Source organism: Neisseria flava (assembly GCF_982712965.1).
Map to the genome: position 1 here is coordinate 41,087 of NZ_CEXQBZ010000110.1, position 16,950 is coordinate 58,036.

Here is a 16,950-nt window from a genome sequence, read left to right on the forward strand (position 1 = left end):
TTCAGACGACCTCCGTATCCTAGAAATCCGCCGAAAGGCAGGCGGATTTCCAATACGTCAAGCTTGTCTGATTTTTTCAAGCATGGGGATAAGGTGTTCCTTGTCTGTCGCCGAATGTCCGTTGATCAGGGCAAGAAGCTCTTGATCTTGAAACTCAAGGATTTCGGAAAACTCGGACAGCTCTTTATCGCTCAAATGCTCGAATTCTTTTTCCATAAACCTGCCGAAAATCAAATCTAACTCCAATAATCCCCGGCGGGTTTGAAAACGGATTTTCCGTTTGGCAATATCGTCAAAAACCATCATTTCTTAAACGGCTCGTTTCAACATAATTTCTTTAATCTTACCGATGGCACGGGTCGGATTCAAGTGTTTAGGACATACGTCCACGCAGTTCATGATGGTATGGCAGCGGAACAGGCGATACGGGTCGTTCAAATTGTCCAAACGCTCGTTGGTAATGGTATCGCGGCTGTCGGCAATGAAGCGGTAGGCATTCAGCAAACCGGACGGACCAACGAATTTGTCAGGGTTCCACCAGAACGACGGACAGGCAGTCGAACAGCAGGCGCACAAAATACATTCGTACAAACCATCCAGCTCTTTACGCTCTTCCTGAGTTTGCAGACGCTCTTTGTCGGAATCGATCGGATTGTCGTTAACGACGTAAGGCTTGATGGAGTGGTATTGCTTGAAGAACTGGGTCATGTCCACAATCAGGTCGCGAATGACGGGCAGACCGGGCAGCGGGCGGATTTTCACGGGCTGCTTCAAACCGCGTAAATCGGTCAGACACGCCAAGCCGTTTTTGCCGTTGATGTTCATACCATCCGACCCGCAAATACCTTCGCGGCATGAACGGCGGAAAGACAGGGTGTCGTCTTGCGCTTTCAGGCGCACCAGCGCATCCAAAAGTTTGACATCGGTAGGTTCCAGTTCCAATTCGTAACGTTGCATATATGGTTTGGCATCAACGTCCGGATTGTAACGGTAAATTTCAAAACTCATTTTTTCCATGAGAAGTGTTCCTTTTCTCATAAACCGCCTGATGGTTTTATGTTATGGGTTCAGGCTGTTCAGTGTGGTGGTGTATTTGATTTTCAGACGACCCCTTGTGATACGGAGGTCGTCTGAAAACGCATCAGTAAACACGCTTGGCCGGTTTGATGTATTCCACGCTCAAAGGCTTGGTGTGTACCGGTTTGTAGGACAAGGTGTTGGTATCTGAATGGTATAGCGTGTGTTTCATCCAGTTTTCGTCATCGCGCTCAGGATGGTCGTCTGAAGCATGCGCGCCGCGCGATTCTTTACGTGCTTCGGCAGACACCAAAGTCGCTTTCGCTACTTCAATCAGGTTATCCAATTCCAAAGCCTCGATACGCGCGGTATTCCACACTTTGCTCTTGTCTTTGATTTCAGTACGTTTCACGCGCTCGGCAATCGCCATGATTTCTTGAACGCCTTTGCTCAGAATCTCATCAGTACGGAACACACCAGCGTGCAGTTGGACGGAGCGTTGCAGTTCGCGACGCAGCGCATCAACGTTTTCGCCTCCGGTTTGGTTATCCAAGCGTTCGATACGTTGGCGGGTCAGCTCGCCCGCATCGGCAGGCAGAGGTTTCCAATCGCTTTGCTCTTTGATAAATTTAATCATGCTGTCGCCGGCAGCTTTACCAAACACCACCAAGTCAAGCAGGGAGTTGGTACCCAAACGGTTCGCACCGTGTACAGAAGCACAAGCGCACTCGCCCGCTGCGTACAGACCTTTTACCGGCACTTCGTATTCATCGCCTTGCGGAACAACGACTTCGCCGTGGTAGTTGGTCGGAATACCGCCCATCATATAGTGGGTAGTCGGCACAACGGGAATCGGGTCTTTAATCGGGTCGATACCGGCAAACTGAATGGAAATCTCGCGGATGCCCGGCAGTTTTTCCATAATTTTTTCAGCACCGATATGGTCAATTTTCAGCAATACATGGTCTTTGTTTTTGCCGCAGCCGCGACCTTCATAGATTTCCATCGCCATCGCGCGAGAAACTACGTCGCGTGAAGCCAAGTCTTTTACGGTCGGTGCATAGCGTTCCATAAAGCGCTCACCATCGGCATTCAACAGAATACCGCCCTCACCGCGCACACCTTCGGTAATCAACACGCCTGCACCTGCCACGCCGGTCGGGTGGAATTGCCAGAATTCCATATCTTCCAACGGAATACCCGCACGGGCGCAAATGCCCAAACCGTCGCCGGTATTCATATAGGCATTGGTGGAAGACGCATAAATACGGCCGCCGCCGCCGGTAGCAAACATCACGGCTTTAGCGTGGAAAATATAAACTTCACCGGTTTCCATTTCCATGGCGGTTACACCGACCACGTCGCCGTTCTCATCGCGAATCAAATCTTGCGCCGTCCATTCCACAAAGAATTGCGTATTAGCACGGACGTTTTGTTGGTACAGGGTATGCAGCATCGCATGACCGGTACGGTCAGCAACCGCGCAAGCACGTTCTACTGCACGTTTACCGTGTTCGGCAGTATGACCGCCAAAAGGACGCTGATAAATTTTGCCGCTTTCCACGCGGTCAAAAGGCATACCCATGTGTTCCAACTCAATCACCGCTTCAGGCGCGGCGCGACACATAAACTCAATCGCATCTTGGTCGCCCAACCAGTCTGAACCTTTCACGGTATCGTACATGTGCCAGTCCCAACGGTCTTCCTGCACATTACCCAGCGAAGCGGAAATACCACCCTGCGCCGCTACGGTATGCGAACGGGTCGGGAACACTTTAGACAAAACGGCACAATTCAGACCGGATTTGGATAATTGGAGGGCTGCGCGTAAACCTGCACCACCACCGCCGACAATCACGGCATCAAACTTGCGAACAGGAAAACCCATACTTACCCCCAAATTACTTTAATTGAATACACCAAGCAGCCGACCAGCCAAACGATGGTAGCAACCTGCAAAAACAAACGCACGCCGAAGGGTTTGATATAGTCCATCCACAAATCGCGGATACCCACCCAAGCGTGCAAAAATACAGCGATAAAGCTGACCTGGGTGAACACTTTCACCCAAACTTGATCGAAAAATGCCTGCCATGCCGAATATTCTTTAGGCAGGGTAAACAGAATCACTAAAAGCGCGACGGTATAGATCAACATGATAACCGCAGTCGCACGCTGCATCGCCCAATCGCGCAAACCGTAATGCGCACCGGTCAATTTACGCTCTACCATAACAACGCTCCCAAAACAACGGTCAACACCAAAGCGGCGGCAAACACCAATTTGGCAGTATTGCGCGCAGTATTCAGCTCAAGACCTTTGTGTGCATCTAAAAATAAAAAACGGATACCGGCGAAAAAATGGTGCAGATAAGCCCACAACACGCCGATTAAAATCAACTTGACCAAAGGATTGGAAACGATGGCACGGTAAGTTTCAAACGCCGACTCGCGGCTCAACGTACCGGACAGGAGATACAGCAAAACGGGAAGCATTATAAATAATCCTACCCCGCTAATGCGGTGCAAGATGGAGACAATTCCCGGTATAGGCAAACGTATATTGGGAATCTCCAAAAAGACAGGACGCGGTTTGACGGACATAGCCAGTTCCTCTGTATTTTTTTATCAGCTCAAAACCAATAACTCAAATTACATCGAGTTACATAAACTATAATTTACCTGTTTTATCCGATTTTGAACAGTCTAATTTATAAACAATCTAATAAATTTTACCAAAAAACATCATAAACTGTAACAATAACAATAAACATCCCTATTAATACTTAAACCAACATTTTTTCCACTACCGCTTAATCAGTTTCGCACAATCTCACACCATCAAAATAGTATTAATATCTTGTTTCTTGTGATAAAAATATGAATTAATATCATTTACCAACGCATCTGCAAGCAAAACAACCATAACCTTATGGGATAAAACGTTGCATTCAAAACAAAATTTCAACAGGCAACTTTTCAGACGACCCTCTTATTTTTCTATTACAAAACTGCAATATTTTAGTGAATAAAGATTTGCGTCATACGTCATATCGATGGTGTGATTTCTACTAATGCCTTCAAAAAGACAGCGCTGCAACCATAGCGGAATGATACGGGTTTCAGATAAACGGCTGATTGACGTTATTCATAAATTGAATGACACAGCTGAAGTAGATCTCATTGCAAATAAAAGTGCGGTTAAAACGTTCAACATTTTTAACCGCACTTTTTGTTTCTAACAATAACTTATTTAATTACACCACACGCCATGCGCGCACCGCCGCCACCAAGTGGAGCAGGATGATCGGAATGATTGTCGCTACCAACATGGATCATGATGGAATGACCACGAACTTCATTAAGGTGCTTGATGCGTGGTGCAAGAACCGGATTGGTAGCTGTGCCGTCGTGCAATACGGTTAATGCAGGCAAATCGCCCAAGTGGGCATCATCTTGCCATGGGAAGCCGTGTTTTTTGGTTTCTTTCGGATCCCAGTGGCCGCCTGCACCTAAGCCTGCAGTCAGTTTACCGTCTTTTTCTTTCGGCTCACAGCTTGGGTTTTGGTGAATATGAAAGCCATGCAAACCTGCTTCTAAACCGCTTAAGTTTGGTGTAAAAACCAAGCCGTATTTGGATTCGGTAATCGTTACAGTGCCTACATCTTTATTACTATTAACCGGATCAAGTTGTTGTACTTTCACTTTAATAGAAGCACCGGCAGGTGTCATGTGGTCATGTTTGTGTTCATGCGCATTGACTACTCCCGCAGCACAGATTGCACTGATACCAACAGCTACGAGTGTTTTAAATTTCATTTATATCTCCTTTTTTGCCAAATTTATGTCAAAAACTCCTTTGTATTCTAAACAATATGGAGAGTAAATCGAGTATTTTTTAGGATGTTATTAGCTATTAAAGCCATTTGATTTTTCTATCTTTTCCATTAATCGAAATAATATTTATTTATAATATGAAACAGCTACGATAAAGAAGTAGTCAACCATAATTTTTGCCTCGTTTAGGCAAAACTGACATTTCTTTGCCTTACTCCGTTTTATACTTTGCCCGCATTACGGCAAACTCTTTCCACTCATTTACAGCGAGGCTTGTATGAAACACTCCGAAGAAAAACAATACACCCGGTCTTCCGATCCGGAAAACTTTATCCCAAAATTCAGAAGGCGTAATTTGAACAAAACGGGCTTTCTCAACAAACTCGCCCGTTTTGCAGGTCGATTAGGCGAACCCATCGTCCGTCAGTTGTATGCGCTGTATTATCTTTGGGACTCCCCGCACACGCCCAGACGAGCCAAGATGATTATTGTCGGCGCATTGGTTTACTTCCTCAGCCCTATCGACAGCATTCCCGATTTGCTTGGTCCTTTGGGATTCAGTGACGACATTGCCGTCATTACTTTGGTGTATAGCCAGATGAAAACCTACCTGACCGAAGACATTAAAGAACGGGCAAGAGTCGCAACCGAAAAGTTGCTGCGTAAGACATCATAAATATCCATATCCAAAACAAAAGGTCGTCTGAAAATTTTCAGACGACCTTTTATTTGAAATGTGAAACTTATTTCAACGGAGTCATGTTCATTACTTCCATTAGGAAGTTGGTAAACGCCGGATTGGAAGGTTTGTTGCCCATATTTTTCCAACGTTGCTGCCAACCGCGCAAAGCGTTTTGGATATACAGCTTGGATTGTTCGGTATTGATTTCGCCTCGTTGGCTGTCAACGGCAGAACGCAGATAAACCTCATATACGCTGTCATCCACGACATTACGGCCGACAAGCTGAATGCGGAACTTGTTCAGATATTGCGCAGCTTGAACTTTAGTCATTTTTCCTTGGCTGACCTGATAACTCAAGCGCGTTGCCTCATCGCGGATTTTTGAAACATCACTCCAATGCGAAGAAGCCAAACTGAACGCTGCAGGTTTTTCAGCCTTATTCGCTTTAACATTAGGCTTAACATTAGTCGGACGGACAGGCACTTCTTGCAAGCTTGGGACATAAATGGTCTCACAACCGGCAAGTGCCGCCAACGCAAATAAGATGGGGATATATTTTTTCATGTCTACCATTATAATCAGGATTATCCAGATAACCAAATTCTATATCAATCTGACTTTTTCCGTTGACTGAATTACAACAACTTTCGCCTTACATTCCAATCTTTACATGATATGACAGCTTAAATTTATTTTTGTACCACACCAAAACACGAAACCACGAAACCACGAAAAAAGACCGCCAAAGCGGTCTTTTTTATCACTTATTTTCTCTCAACCCTACTATGCCAAATCGGCAAACAGAGGCGTAGAAAGATAGCGTTCACCATAAGAAGGCAGCAGCACGACAATCAGTTTGCCTTCGTTTTCAGGCTGTTTGGCGAGCTGCAATGCACTCCATACTGCCGCACCGGAAGAAATACCGACCAAAATACCTTCTTTTTCTGCCATCGCACGGGCAGTTTCAAATGCCGCTTCGTTCGGGACTTGGGAAATGCTGTCATATACTTTGGTATTCAATACGGTAGGAATGAAACCGGCACCAATGCCTTGAATCGGGTGCGGACCTTTTTCACCACCGCTCAACACCGGAGAGGCTTCAGGCTCGACGGCAACAACTTTGACTTCGGGTTTGTATTTTTTCAACACTTCGCCTACGCCGGTAACTGTACCGCCCGTACCGACACCCGCCACAAAAATATCGACTTTACCGTCGGTATCGCGCCAAATTTCTTCCGCAGTTGTTTTGCGGTGTACTTCAGGATTTGCCTCGTTATCGAACTGGCGCGGCATGAAATAAGTATCCGGATGTTCGTCCACCAAGGCTTGGGCTTTTGCAATCGCCCCTGCCATACCTTCGGACGCTGGAGTCAAAATCAATTCAGCACCGAATGCACGCAGCAGCATTTTGCGTTCTTTACTCATGCTTTCAGGCATGGTAATCGCCAGCTTATAGCCGCGTGCCGCACACACCATTGCCAAACCGATACCCGTATTACCGCTGGTCGCTTCAACAATTACGGTATCCTTACCGATTTTGCCCGCTTTTTCGGCGGCTTCAACCATCGCTTCGGCGATGCGGTCTTTCACGCTGCTGCCGGGATTGAAAAATTCCAGTTTGACGGCGATTTCGGCTTTCAAACCTTCAGTCAGACGGTTTAATTTGACCAACGGGGTGTTGCCGATCAGCTCGGTAATGCTGTTTGCAATCTTCATTTTCTACTCCAGATTTTGATGTGATATGACCTGTATATTAAAGACAGGTCGTCTGAAAAGCCAATATCGAATGTTTCTTTATTTATAACTTTTGGTTGTTTGGCTTAAAGCGTGCTAATGGAGTCCGATTTCTCCGACTATCGCCCCCGTGACTAAAGTCTGCATGACCAAAGCCATCAGCCAGCCCAGTCTGAGTTGCGCTTTACTGAACACCGCCGGCGACTGCTTGGCAATACTTCTGCGGTGCAGATAAAAAACCGCCATCATGACAAACTGCAAAACAAACCAATAAACAGGCTTGAGCGCGTACAGTTTCAACAAAGCCGGAAACGTAAAAGCCAAAGAACGACCCGGCAGCAGAAAATACAATATCGCGGCAATCGACACAAAAGCCAAAGTCATCAATACATTGCTGACGGCAAACACGCTCAAAAACGGATAACGCAAATCCGCCTGCCAAAAACCAGTATCCGCCTGCTTTTTCCAATGAAAAGCAAAGAAAAACACACTGGCAAAAGTCAGATAAAAATGCGGGACAAACAACGGACCGACATGGGTAATCCCCCACATTCCCGGCAAAAGCTGCGATCCCAAAATCGACACGCCCAGCCACAAAACAACCGAAGCCCAAAACCACTGGAACATTTCAGCGCGGAAAATCAATCCAAAAAACACCAGTCCATAAGCAACAACGGCGAGAAAATCCAAATTCGTCCAAATCATGAATACTGCAACTCGCCTTCAAAAACCGTTTGAACAGGCCCGGTCATCAAAACGTCCTCACCATGCGACCAAGTAATAAACAAATCCCCGCCCGGCAGCGAAACCTTCACAGGCACACCTTCCGCCAACAGCCCCAAACGGACGCCCGCAACCACAGCCGCACAAGCCCCCGTACCGCAAGCCTGCGTTTCACCCACGCCGCGTTCAAATACGCGCAGGCGGATAGATTCCCTATCGACAATCTGCATAAAGCCGACGTTGACACGTTCCGGAAACTGTTCGTGTGACTCAATCGCTTCACCCCAATGGGCTACGGGCGCAGTCTGAACATCCTCGACCACAATCACAGCATGAGGATTACCCATATTCACACAACTGACCTGCACCGTCTCCAAACCGACCATCACCATATGCGTCAAAGCATCATCTGCTTCGTCAGGAACCGGTACAAACGGAATTTCAGACGACGTAAAGCGCGGTTTGCCCATATTCACGGTCACCAAACCATTATCCAACAGCTTGGGAATAATCACACCCTTAGCCGTTTCCACCAAAATTTCCTTTTTATCGGTCAAACCTTTATCGGCCACAAATCGGGCAAAACAGCGCGCACCGTTGCCACACTGCTCCACCTCGCTGCCGTCCGCATTGAATATACGATAACGGAAATCCACCGCATCGGAAGAAGGCTTTTCCACCAACAGCAACTGATCGAAGCCCACCCCTCTAAAACGGTCGGACCATTCGGCAAGCGGCGCAGTCAGCGGATCAAAATCCTGCCCGATACCGTTTACCACCATAAAATCATTGCCCAAACCGTGCATTTTGGTAAATTTCAAGGTTTTCATCAGTTTTCCTGTTTGTAATCGAATTGAGATGTTTTTTAGATATTGGCAACTAGGCATGGATACTCAGGCAGAGATTTGCCGCATCATCTTTTTTCAGACGACCTTTAACCTTGCCCCAATGATTATGATGTCAAAATATCGGCTGCCGCTGTAATTCTTCGGTCGTATTCCTCGCGGTGTTCCGGCAAGAGGTAGGGACGCAGGAGGCTTAAGGTACGGCGGATGCCGCGTGCTTTGGAGTCTTCGGTCAGCTTGGTACGCCCGCGCAGTGAGCTGTCGAAGTCGAACCAGTATTTCGTGACCATCCACATATTGACGGCGAGGTCGTTCATGGCGGTTTGGTCGGCTTGGATGATGTTCAGACCGTTGAGCTGGGTGAGCAGGTTGACCAAGAGCGGGGAGACTTTGGCTTGGGTGAAGGTATTGTGTTCGCCCAATAGTTCGGCACTGCGCGCAAGCAGGGTGTTCACGTCGCTAAAGAGGAAGCGGTATTCCCACATGACGTCGTAAATGCCCGCCATATAATTGATGGAGTCTTCCACATTGGACGGCAACACGGCTTCATTCAGATATGCCAGCAGGGCTTCGCTGTAACGTTTGAAGAGCTGAACGATGATTTCGTCTTTGTTGCGGAAGTGGTAATAGAGATTACCCGGACTGATGCCCAAATGCGCCGCGATATGGTTGGTACTGATGTTGCGCTCGCCTTCCTCGTTGAAGAGCGCAAGGCTGGCGTCGATGATGCGGGTGTAAGTATTGGTTTTTGCAATGCGGGTCACGGGCATACTCCTTGGATTTATAGGCTGAACGAAGCGGGCAGCCAATTAGGTTCGGCGTGTAATTCTACCTGAAATCGAGTAAATACTGTATTGCAGACGTGTTGCGCCAGCTTCCAGACGTCATCTGAAGAGGCATTGTTTTTATTCACCAAAACCAAAGCCTGCCGGTCATGTACCGCCGCGCCGCCGATTTGGAAGCCCTTCAGACGACATTGGTCGATCAGCCAGCCGGCGGCGAGTTTGACCGAACCGTCGGGCTGCGGATAGCGCGGCATATCCGGATGCTGCTGCAACAGGGTGGCGGCTTTTTCCGCGCTGACGACGGGGTTTTTAAAGAAACTGCCGACATTACCAAGTACGTTAGGATTAGGAAGTTTACTGTTGCGGATTGCACACACTGCATCAGAAACGTCTTTCGCCGTCGGCATTCTGCCCGCGCTCAGTTCGGCAACGGCGGCCGCCAAATCGCCGTAACCCAAATTCGGCTCGAAACGCTCTTTCAGGGCGAACACGACCGAAACAATCACATAACGCCCTTTGCCTTCCTGCTTGAACAGGCTTTCACGGTAGGCGAAGCGGCAGTCGGTATTGGAAAGCTCGACAAAGGTTTCCGTATCCAAATCGAAACAGCGCACGCTGTGAATCACATCTTTCGCTTCCACACCGTATGCACCGATGTTCTGCACGGGCGACGCGCCGACTGTACCCGGAATCAGGCTCAGGTTTTCCAGGCCGTTCAAGCCCAGCGCGACGGTGTGCAGGACAAAATCGTGCCAGATTTCGCCCGCCTGCGCTTCGATGTAAACGAGGTCGTTTGAACGCGCAATCTCGCGTATGCCTTTGTTTTCCATATGGACGACCAGTCCGGCATAATCCTGCATCAAGAGGATATTGCTACCGCCGCCGAGCCATAAAACGGTATCGCGGTCGAACTCGGGCAGTCGGACGATGTCGCGCAATTCGTCAGCGTGTTCGAGCGCGATAAAGGCTTGGGCTTTGGCGCGAAGACCGAAAGTGTTGTAGGGGGTGAGGTCGGTTTGGTATTGGATGGGTTGCATGGGTTTAAACTTTAAAATGGGTATTGTCAGTGGCGGGCTTCAGCCCATTGTTTCGATATTTTAATCGGCGGAGTTTTCAGACGACCTTATGAGATCTGACCATCTCCCTGCTGCACAATTCCAAGCACCACACCAAGGCGACGGCGGCGATGGTGAGCGAGGCAATCAATGCCGTCCAGAAGCCGTAAATGCCCATATCGAAACGGTAGGCGAGCAGGTAGCCCGGCAGCAGGCCGCAGCCCCAGAAGGCGGCGGCGTGGATGAACATCGGTACTTTGGTGATCTTATAGCCGCGCAGAGCGTAGGACGCGATGCATTGGGTGAAGTCTGCCGGTTGGAACAAACCGGCGAACAGCAGGACGGTGGCGGCGATGCTTAAAACCGCCGGATCATTGTTGTACATGCTTGCCAGCGGGGAACGGAATAATACCAAGGAAAGTACGGTAATCACGGCGAGCACCCAGCCCGACACCAGCGACACACCCGAAATATAACGCGCCCGCGAAAATTCGCGCCGCCCCAGCGAAAAGCCGATGCGCACCGTCCCCGCCGAGCCAACGCTTTGCGGAATCATATAAAGAATCCCCGACAAACTGATGCCGACCTGCTGCGCCGCCACATAATCCTCGCCGAAAGGCGCAATCAAAAAAACGATAAACGAAAATGCGCTGGCTTCCAAAAAATAAGACAGCCCGATGGGCGCGCCGATTTTCCAAATCTGTTTGAACACCGCCCAATCCGGCTTGCCGAATTTTGCCGTCAGTCCGAACGGGCGGAAGAATTTTTCCTTGGCGATATAAATCCACAATGCCAGCGCGCTGAACCAAAACACCGCCATCGTCGCCAGTCCGCAGCCCGCACCGCCCAAAGCGGGCATACCGAATTTGCCGTAAACGAAAATATAGTTCAGCGGTACGTTCAACACAAACGCCGCGAAGCTGACCAACATAATCAGGCGCGGGCGGTTCAGGCTGGAAGCGTAGGCGTGCAGCGCGCGGTGTACCATTGCCGCCGGCATCGCCAGACTGGTGAACAACATATACTGCGCCATCGTGCCTTCCACATAATCGCTCAAGGTCAGCCAGTTGCGGAACGGCGTAATCGCCGCCCACATCAATACCATGCCGAAAATCCCCAAAAACAGCCCGAACCAAATCCCCTGCCGCCCCGTTTCGCCCACTTCACCGGTTTTACCCGCGCCGTAAAGTTGGGCAATCATCGGGTTCAGCGCCGCCATAATGCCCATAAAGGTAATATAAACCGTGGCAAACGCGCTGCTGCCCAAAGCCACCGCCGCCAAGTCCTCCTTACCCGCACCGCCCGCCATCACGGTATCGACGAAACCGATACCCACCTGTGCGACTTGCGCCAACAGCATGGGCAGGGCAAGGGCGGTCAGCAGGCGGACTTCTTTCAGGAAGACGGAAAAGGAAAAGCGGTTGAGGTCGAGTAGCATAAGTGTTTGTAGGACTTTAAAAAAGCGGAAATAAAGAAACAGGTCGTCTGAAAAAAGACGGCCTGTTCCGTATGAGATTTGAAAACGGAATTATATTGGAAACAACGATTGATGGACAGCCAGAAAGTCTTTCAGACGACCTTAAACACCCCCAATGTCGTCTAAAAACCGTCAAATCGCCGCTTCGGAGCGTTCGCCCGTACGGATGCGGATAGCTTCTTCCACAGGCAGCACAAAGATTTTGCCGTCGCCGATTTTGCCGGAACGGGCGTTTTCGATAATAACGTCAATCACTCGTTCGACATCTTCATCGGCAATAATCAATTCGACTTTGACTTTGGGCAGAAAATCGACGGCGTATTCCGCGCCGCGGTAGATTTCTGTATGCCCTTTCTGACGGCCGAACCCTTTGACTTCGCTGACGGTCATGCCGGTGATGCCGATTTCGGTAAGGGCTTCGCGCACATCGTCGAGTTTGAAAGGTTTAATGATGGCTTCGATTTTTTTCATGGCACACTCCGATTGGAATAAGAATAAACGGCAAATATAACAGAAGCAGCAGTGAAACGATAAGCGATACGTTTCACTCAGCGATGCGGGCATGGCGGTATTTGACATAAAGACATAAGGAAACAGTTGCTTCCTTCTACTTCCTGCAATTTTCCACATACCCGACTTTCGACGAAAATCAGAAAAACAGATAAAGCCCTTATTCCTTAATATTTTCAGACGACACGCACATTCCCCCCGGCCGCAGGTCGTCTGAAAAATTGTCAACATTTTCACCCAAATTACCAAGCAACCCAGACCCATTCGGCGTATAATACAGCCTTTCCCAACCGCATTTGAGAGCTGAATCATGTCTGTTGTTTTGCCCTTGCGCGGCGTTACCGCCCTTTCCGATTTCCGTGTTGAAAAACTCTTGCAAAAAGCGGCCGCACTCGGTCTGCCCGAAGTGAAACTGAAAAGCGAATTTTGGTATTTTGTCGGCAGCGAGAAAGCACTGGATGCCGCGACTGTCGAAAAACTGCAAGCCTTGTTGGCGGCGCAAAGCGTTGAACAAACGCCCGAAGCGCGCGAGGGCTTGCATTTATTTTTGGTAACGCCCCGCTTGGGTACGATTTCGCCGTGGGCTTCCAAGGCGACCAATATCGCGGAAAACTGCGGTTTGGAAGGCATAGAGCGCATCGAACGCGGCATGGCGGTGTGGCTGGAAGGTCGTCTGAACGACGATGAGAAACAGCAATGGGCAGCGTTGCTGCACGACCGCATGACCGAATCCGTGCTGCCCGATTTTCAGACGGCCTCCAAATTATTCCACCATCTCGAATCCGAAACCTTCTCCACCGTTGATGTCTTGAGCGGCGGTAAAGAAGCCTTGGTCAAAGCCAATACCGAAATGGGTTTGGCGCTCTCCGCCGACGAAATCGATTATCTGGTTGAAAACTATCAGGCTTTGCAGCGCAATCCGTCCGATGTGGAGCTGATGATGTTCGCGCAGGCAAACAGCGAACACTGCCGCCACAAAATCTTCAACGCCGATTTCATCCTCAACGGCGAAAAACAGCCGAAATCCCTCTTCGGTATGATTCGCGATACGCACAACGCGCATCCCGAAGGCACGGTCGTCGCTTATAAAGACAATTCGTCCGTGATCGAAGGCGCGAAAATCGAGCGTTTCTATCCGAATGCGGCGGAAAACCAAGGCTACCGTTTTCACGAGGAAGACACGCATATCATCATGAAAGTGGAAACGCACAACCACCCGACCGCCATTGCGCCATTTGCAGGTGCGGCAACGGGCGCGGGCGGCGAAATCCGCGACGAAGGCGCAACGGGCAAAGGTTCGCGTCCGAAAGCGGGCTTGACCGGCTTTACCGTATCCAACCTCAACATCCCCGACCTCAAACAGCCGTGGGAACAAGACTACGGCAAGCCGGAACACATTTCCTCGCCGTTGGACATCATGATTGAAGGCCCCATCGGCGGCGCAGCGTTCAACAACGAATTCGGCCGCCCGAACCTCTTGGGCTACTTCCGCACTTTTGAAGAGAAGTTCGACGGTCAGGTTCGCGGCTACCACAAACCGATTATGATTGCCGGTGGCTTGGGCAGCATTCAGGCGCAGCAGACGCATAAAGACGAAATTCCCGAAGGCGCGTTGCTGATCCAACTGGGCGGCCCGGGTATGCTTATCGGCTTGGGCGGCGGCGCGGCTTCTTCCATGAATACCGGTACAAACGACGCCTCTTTAGACTTCAACTCCGTACAACGCGGCAACCCCGAAATCGAACGCCGCGCGCAGGAAGTGATCGACCGCTGCTGGCAGCTTGGCGACCAAAACCCGATTATTTCCATCCACGACGTCGGCGCGGGCGGCCTGTCCAACGCCTTCCCCGAACTCGTCAACGATGCCGGACGCGGTGCGGTATTCAAGCTGCGCGAAGTGCCGCTGGAAGAACACGGCCTCAATCCGCTGCAAATCTGGTGCAACGAATCGCAAGAGCGTTATGTGTTGTCGATTTTGGAAAAAGATTTGGACACCTTCCGCGCCATCTGCGAACGCGAACGCTGCCCGTTTGCCGTTGTCGGCACGGCGACTGACGACGGCCATTTGAAAGTACGCGACGACTTGTTCTCCAACAATCCTGTTGATTTGCCGCTGAACGTCTTGCTCGGCAAACCGCCCAAAACCACGCGCAGCGACCAAACCGTGAGGTCGTCTGAAAAGGCATTTAATGCCCAAAACATCGACATCACCGAAGCCGCCTACCGCGTTTTGCGCCTGCCTACCGTAGCCGCCAAAAACTTCCTGATTACCATCGGCGACCGCAGCGTCGGCGGCATGACCCACCGCGACCAAATGGTCGGCAAATACCAAACCCCCGTAGCCGACTGCGCCGTTACCATGATGGGCTTCAACACCTATCGCGGCGAAGCGATGTCTATGGGCGAAAAACCGACCGTCGCCCTGTTTGACGCACCCGCCTCGGGCAGAATGTGCGTCGGCGAAGCCATCACCAACATCGCGGCGGTCAACATCGGCGACATCGGCAACATCAAACTTTCCGCCAACTGGATGGCGGCGTGCGGCAACGAAGGCGAAGACGAAAAACTCTACCGCACCGTCGAAGCCGTTTCCAAAGCCTGTCAAGCATTGGATTTAAGTATTCCCGTGGGCAAAGACAGCCTGTCGATGAAAACCGTGTGGCAGGACGGCGAAGAGAAAAAATCCGTCGTCTCGCCGTTGAGCCTGATTATCTCCGCGTTCGCGCCGGTAAAAGACGTGCGCAAAACCGTTACGCCCGAATTGAAAAACGTCGAAGACAGCGTATTGCTGTTTATCGATTTGGGCTTCGGCAAAGCGCGTATGGGCGGCTCGGCCTTAAGCCAAGTGTATAACGATATGGCAGGAGAAGCGCCGGATATCGAAGCAGGCCGTCTGAAAGCGTTTTACCAAGTGATTCAGCAGCTTGTAGCCGAAGACAAACTGCTGGCTTACCACGACCGCAGCGACGGCGGCTTGTTTGCGACGCTGGTAGAAATGGCGTTTGCGGCACGTTGCGGCTTGGATATAGATTTAAATTTATTGCTTGCACAAACATTTATTACCAACCATACCGCTCTGTCTCAATCATTGCGGACTGAAGAGGTAAAAGCGTTGGCTGAATGGCAAGAAACCATTGCCCGCACATTATTTAATGAAGAGTTGGGTGCTGTTATCCAAGTTAGAAAACAAGATGTTGCCGATATTATCAATTTATTCTATCAACAACAGCTGCATCATAATGTCTTTGAAATCGGTACGTTAACTGACGAGAACACGTTAATCATCCGCGACGGGCAAACGCACCTTATTTCTGACAATCTAATCAAACTGCAACAAACCTGGCAAGAAACCAGCCACGCCATCCAACGCCTGCGCGACAACCCCGCCTGCGCCGACAGCGAGTTCGCCCTGATTGGCGACAACGAACGCAGTGCATTGTTTGCCGACGTGAAGTTTGACGTAAACGAAGACATCGCCGCGCCTTTCGTCAACAGCGGCGCAAAACCCAAAATCGCCATTCTGCGCGAACAAGGCGTGAACGGACAAATCGAAATGGCCGCCGCCTTCACCCGCGCCGGATTCGATGCCTACGACGTGCATATGTCCGACCTGATGGCAGGCCGCGTCCACCTTGCCGACTTCAAAATGCTGGCGGCGTGCGGGGGCTTCAGCTACGGCGACGTACTCGGCGCAGGCGAAGGCTGGGCGAAATCCATCCTGTTCCACCCCGCCTTGCGCGACCAGTTCGCCGCCTTCTTCGCCGACCCGGACACGCTGACATTGGGCGTGTGCAACGGCTGCCAAATGGTCAGCAACCTCGCCGAAATCATTCCCGGCACGGCAGGCTGGCCGAAGTTCAAACGCAACCTGAGCGAACAGTTCGAAGCACGCCTGAGCATGGTTCATGTCCCCAAATCGCCTTCGCTGATACTCGCCGAAATGCAAGGCTCCAGCCTGCCCGTCGTCGTCAGCCACGGCGAAGGCCGCGCCGACTTCGCGCTTCACGGCGGCAAAATTTCAGACGGCCTCGGCATCGCGCTGCAATACGTCGACGGACAAAACCAAGTTACCCAAACCTACCCGCTCAACCCCAACGGCTCGCCGCAAGGCATCGCCGGCGTTACCAACACCGACGGCCGCGTTACCATCATGATGCCCCACCCCGAACGCGTGTACCGCGCCGCGCAAATGAGCTGGAAACCGGAAGACTGGACGGAACTGTCCGGCTGGTACCGCCTCTTCGCCGGAGCAAGGAAAGCTTTGGGTTAACCGGCAGGCTGATTT

The 16,950-nt window shown here is 50.4% G+C and carries 16 protein-coding genes; 2 read left to right on the forward strand and 14 right to left on the reverse strand.

Going from position 1 to position 16,950, the window contains the following annotated elements:
* Positions 1–57: 57 nt before the first annotated feature.
* From AC5M9B_RS05555 to sodC, 6 genes are all read right to left on the reverse strand, one after another.
* Positions 58–306: an FAD assembly factor SdhE gene (locus AC5M9B_RS05555; protein WP_003755557.1), complete on the reverse strand. Its 249-nt coding sequence runs from the start codon at positions 304–306 to the stop codon at positions 58–60.
* 3 nt (positions 307–309) lie between these two features.
* Positions 310–1,017 (reverse strand): succinate dehydrogenase iron-sulfur subunit, encoded by a 708-nt coding sequence (locus AC5M9B_RS05560; protein ID WP_016687981.1) that lies wholly within the window; start codon positions 1,015–1,017, stop codon positions 310–312.
* Between the two features lie 124 nt (positions 1,018–1,141).
* A complete protein-coding gene (sdhA, locus tag AC5M9B_RS05565; RefSeq protein WP_049228213.1) occupies positions 1,142–2,905 on the reverse strand; it encodes a succinate dehydrogenase flavoprotein subunit in 1,764 nt (587 codons plus the stop codon).
* A gap of 2 nt (positions 2,906–2,907) precedes the next feature.
* On the reverse strand, positions 2,908–3,249 hold the full coding sequence (gene sdhD / locus AC5M9B_RS05570) for a succinate dehydrogenase, hydrophobic membrane anchor protein (RefSeq protein WP_003755562.1): 342 nt from the start codon (positions 3,247–3,249) through the stop codon (positions 2,908–2,910).
* Positions 3,243–3,620 (reverse strand): succinate dehydrogenase, cytochrome b556 subunit, encoded by a 378-nt coding sequence (gene sdhC / locus AC5M9B_RS05575; protein WP_070865186.1) that lies wholly within the window; start codon positions 3,618–3,620, stop codon positions 3,243–3,245. The genes sdhD and sdhC overlap by 7 nt, the downstream gene beginning before the upstream one ends.
* A 645-nt stretch (positions 3,621–4,265) precedes the next feature.
* Entirely contained in the window at positions 4,266–4,835 is a 570-nt protein-coding gene (sodC, locus tag AC5M9B_RS05580; protein WP_019270308.1) for a superoxide dismutase family protein, read from the reverse strand.
* A 295-nt stretch (positions 4,836–5,130) separates the two neighbouring features.
* Between sodC and AC5M9B_RS05585 the strand changes: the two genes are divergently transcribed.
* The gene (locus tag AC5M9B_RS05585) at positions 5,131–5,529 is read left to right on the forward strand and encodes a YkvA family protein (protein WP_070655958.1); all 399 of its coding nucleotides are present in this window, start codon (positions 5,131–5,133) and stop codon (positions 5,527–5,529) included.
* Between the two features lie 67 nt (positions 5,530–5,596).
* On the opposite strand, the gene AC5M9B_RS05590 is transcribed toward AC5M9B_RS05585, so the two are convergent.
* From AC5M9B_RS05590 to AC5M9B_RS05625, 8 genes are all read right to left on the reverse strand, one after another.
* On the reverse strand, positions 5,597–6,109 hold the full coding sequence (locus AC5M9B_RS05590; protein WP_019270306.1) for a lipoprotein: 513 nt from the start codon (positions 6,107–6,109) through the stop codon (positions 5,597–5,599).
* Positions 6,110–6,319: 210 nt separating this feature from the next.
* Positions 6,320–7,252 carry a cysteine synthase A gene (cysK, locus tag AC5M9B_RS05595; protein WP_019270305.1) on the reverse strand — a complete coding sequence of 311 codons (933 nt, stop codon included), beginning with the start codon at positions 7,250–7,252 and terminating at the stop codon, positions 6,320–6,322.
* A gap of 114 nt (positions 7,253–7,366) precedes the next feature.
* Entirely contained in the window at positions 7,367–7,975 is a 609-nt protein-coding gene (locus AC5M9B_RS05600; protein ID WP_487648355.1) for a hypothetical protein, read from the reverse strand.
* Positions 7,972–8,823: a diaminopimelate epimerase gene (gene dapF, locus AC5M9B_RS05605; RefSeq protein ID WP_049229889.1), complete on the reverse strand. Its 852-nt coding sequence runs from the start codon at positions 8,821–8,823 to the stop codon at positions 7,972–7,974. Before dapF ends, AC5M9B_RS05600 begins: the two co-directional genes overlap by 4 nt.
* Before the next feature lie 122 nt (positions 8,824–8,945).
* The gene (locus AC5M9B_RS05610) at positions 8,946–9,608 is read right to left on the reverse strand and encodes a TetR/AcrR family transcriptional regulator (protein WP_487648356.1); all 663 of its coding nucleotides are present in this window, start codon (positions 9,606–9,608) and stop codon (positions 8,946–8,948) included.
* 11 nt (positions 9,609–9,619) lie between these two features.
* Entirely contained in the window at positions 9,620–10,660 is a 1,041-nt protein-coding gene (gene murB / locus AC5M9B_RS05615) for a UDP-N-acetylmuramate dehydrogenase (protein ID WP_487648357.1), read from the reverse strand.
* 76 nt (positions 10,661–10,736) lie between these two features.
* Complete coding sequence (gene norM, locus AC5M9B_RS05620; protein WP_487648358.1) at positions 10,737–12,116, reverse strand: multidrug efflux MATE transporter NorM; 1,380 nt, start codon at positions 12,114–12,116, stop codon at positions 10,737–10,739.
* Between the two features lie 171 nt (positions 12,117–12,287).
* Positions 12,288–12,626 carry a P-II family nitrogen regulator gene (locus tag AC5M9B_RS05625; protein ID WP_016687995.1) on the reverse strand — a complete coding sequence of 113 codons (339 nt, stop codon included), beginning with the start codon at positions 12,624–12,626 and terminating at the stop codon, positions 12,288–12,290.
* A gap of 349 nt (positions 12,627–12,975) precedes the next feature.
* On the opposite strand from AC5M9B_RS05625, the gene purL reads away from it, so the two are divergent.
* The gene (purL, locus tag AC5M9B_RS05630; protein WP_487648359.1) at positions 12,976–16,935 is read left to right on the forward strand and encodes a phosphoribosylformylglycinamidine synthase; all 3,960 of its coding nucleotides are present in this window, start codon (positions 12,976–12,978) and stop codon (positions 16,933–16,935) included.
* Positions 16,936–16,950 lie beyond the last annotated feature (15 nt).

Excerpts from the sequence above, each read along its gene's own strand:
- AC5M9B_RS05610 (WP_487648356.1), bottom strand. The coding sequence starts at position 9,608 with ATGCCCGTGACCCGCATTGCAAAAACCAATACTTACACCCGCATCATC.
- sdhD (WP_003755562.1), bottom strand. The coding sequence starts at position 3,249 with ATGGTAGAGCGTAAATTGACCGGTGCGCATTACGGTTTGCGCGATTGG.
- AC5M9B_RS05555 (WP_003755557.1), bottom strand. The coding sequence starts at position 306 with ATGATGGTTTTTGACGATATTGCCAAACGGAAAATCCGTTTTCAAACC.
- AC5M9B_RS05560 (WP_016687981.1), bottom strand. The coding sequence starts at position 1,017 with ATGGAAAAAATGAGTTTTGAAATTTACCGTTACAATCCGGACGTTGAT.
- AC5M9B_RS05625 (WP_016687995.1), bottom strand. The coding sequence starts at position 12,626 with ATGAAAAAAATCGAAGCCATCATTAAACCTTTCAAACTCGACGATGTG.
- sodC (WP_019270308.1), bottom strand. The coding sequence starts at position 4,835 with ATGAAATTTAAAACACTCGTAGCTGTTGGTATCAGTGCAATCTGTGCT.
- murB (WP_487648357.1), bottom strand. The coding sequence starts at position 10,660 with ATGCAACCCATCCAATACCAAACCGACCTCACCCCCTACAACACTTTC.
- purL (WP_487648359.1), top strand. The coding sequence starts at position 12,976 with ATGTCTGTTGTTTTGCCCTTGCGCGGCGTTACCGCCCTTTCCGATTTC.
- sdhC (WP_070865186.1), bottom strand. The coding sequence starts at position 3,620 with ATGTCCGTCAAACCGCGTCCTGTCTTTTTGGAGATTCCCAATATACGT.
- AC5M9B_RS05590 (WP_019270306.1), bottom strand. The coding sequence starts at position 6,109 with ATGGTAGACATGAAAAAATATATCCCCATCTTATTTGCGTTGGCGGCA.
- AC5M9B_RS05600 (WP_487648355.1), bottom strand. The coding sequence starts at position 7,975 with ATGATTTGGACGAATTTGGATTTTCTCGCCGTTGTTGCTTATGGACTG.
- dapF (WP_049229889.1), bottom strand. The coding sequence starts at position 8,823 with ATGAAAACCTTGAAATTTACCAAAATGCACGGTTTGGGCAATGATTTT.
- norM (WP_487648358.1), bottom strand. The coding sequence starts at position 12,116 with ATGCTACTCGACCTCAACCGCTTTTCCTTTTCCGTCTTCCTGAAAGAA.
- AC5M9B_RS05585 (WP_070655958.1), top strand. The coding sequence starts at position 5,131 with ATGAAACACTCCGAAGAAAAACAATACACCCGGTCTTCCGATCCGGAA.
- cysK (WP_019270305.1), bottom strand. The coding sequence starts at position 7,252 with ATGAAGATTGCAAACAGCATTACCGAGCTGATCGGCAACACCCCGTTG.
- sdhA (WP_049228213.1), bottom strand. The coding sequence starts at position 2,905 with ATGGGTTTTCCTGTTCGCAAGTTTGATGCCGTGATTGTCGGCGGTGGT.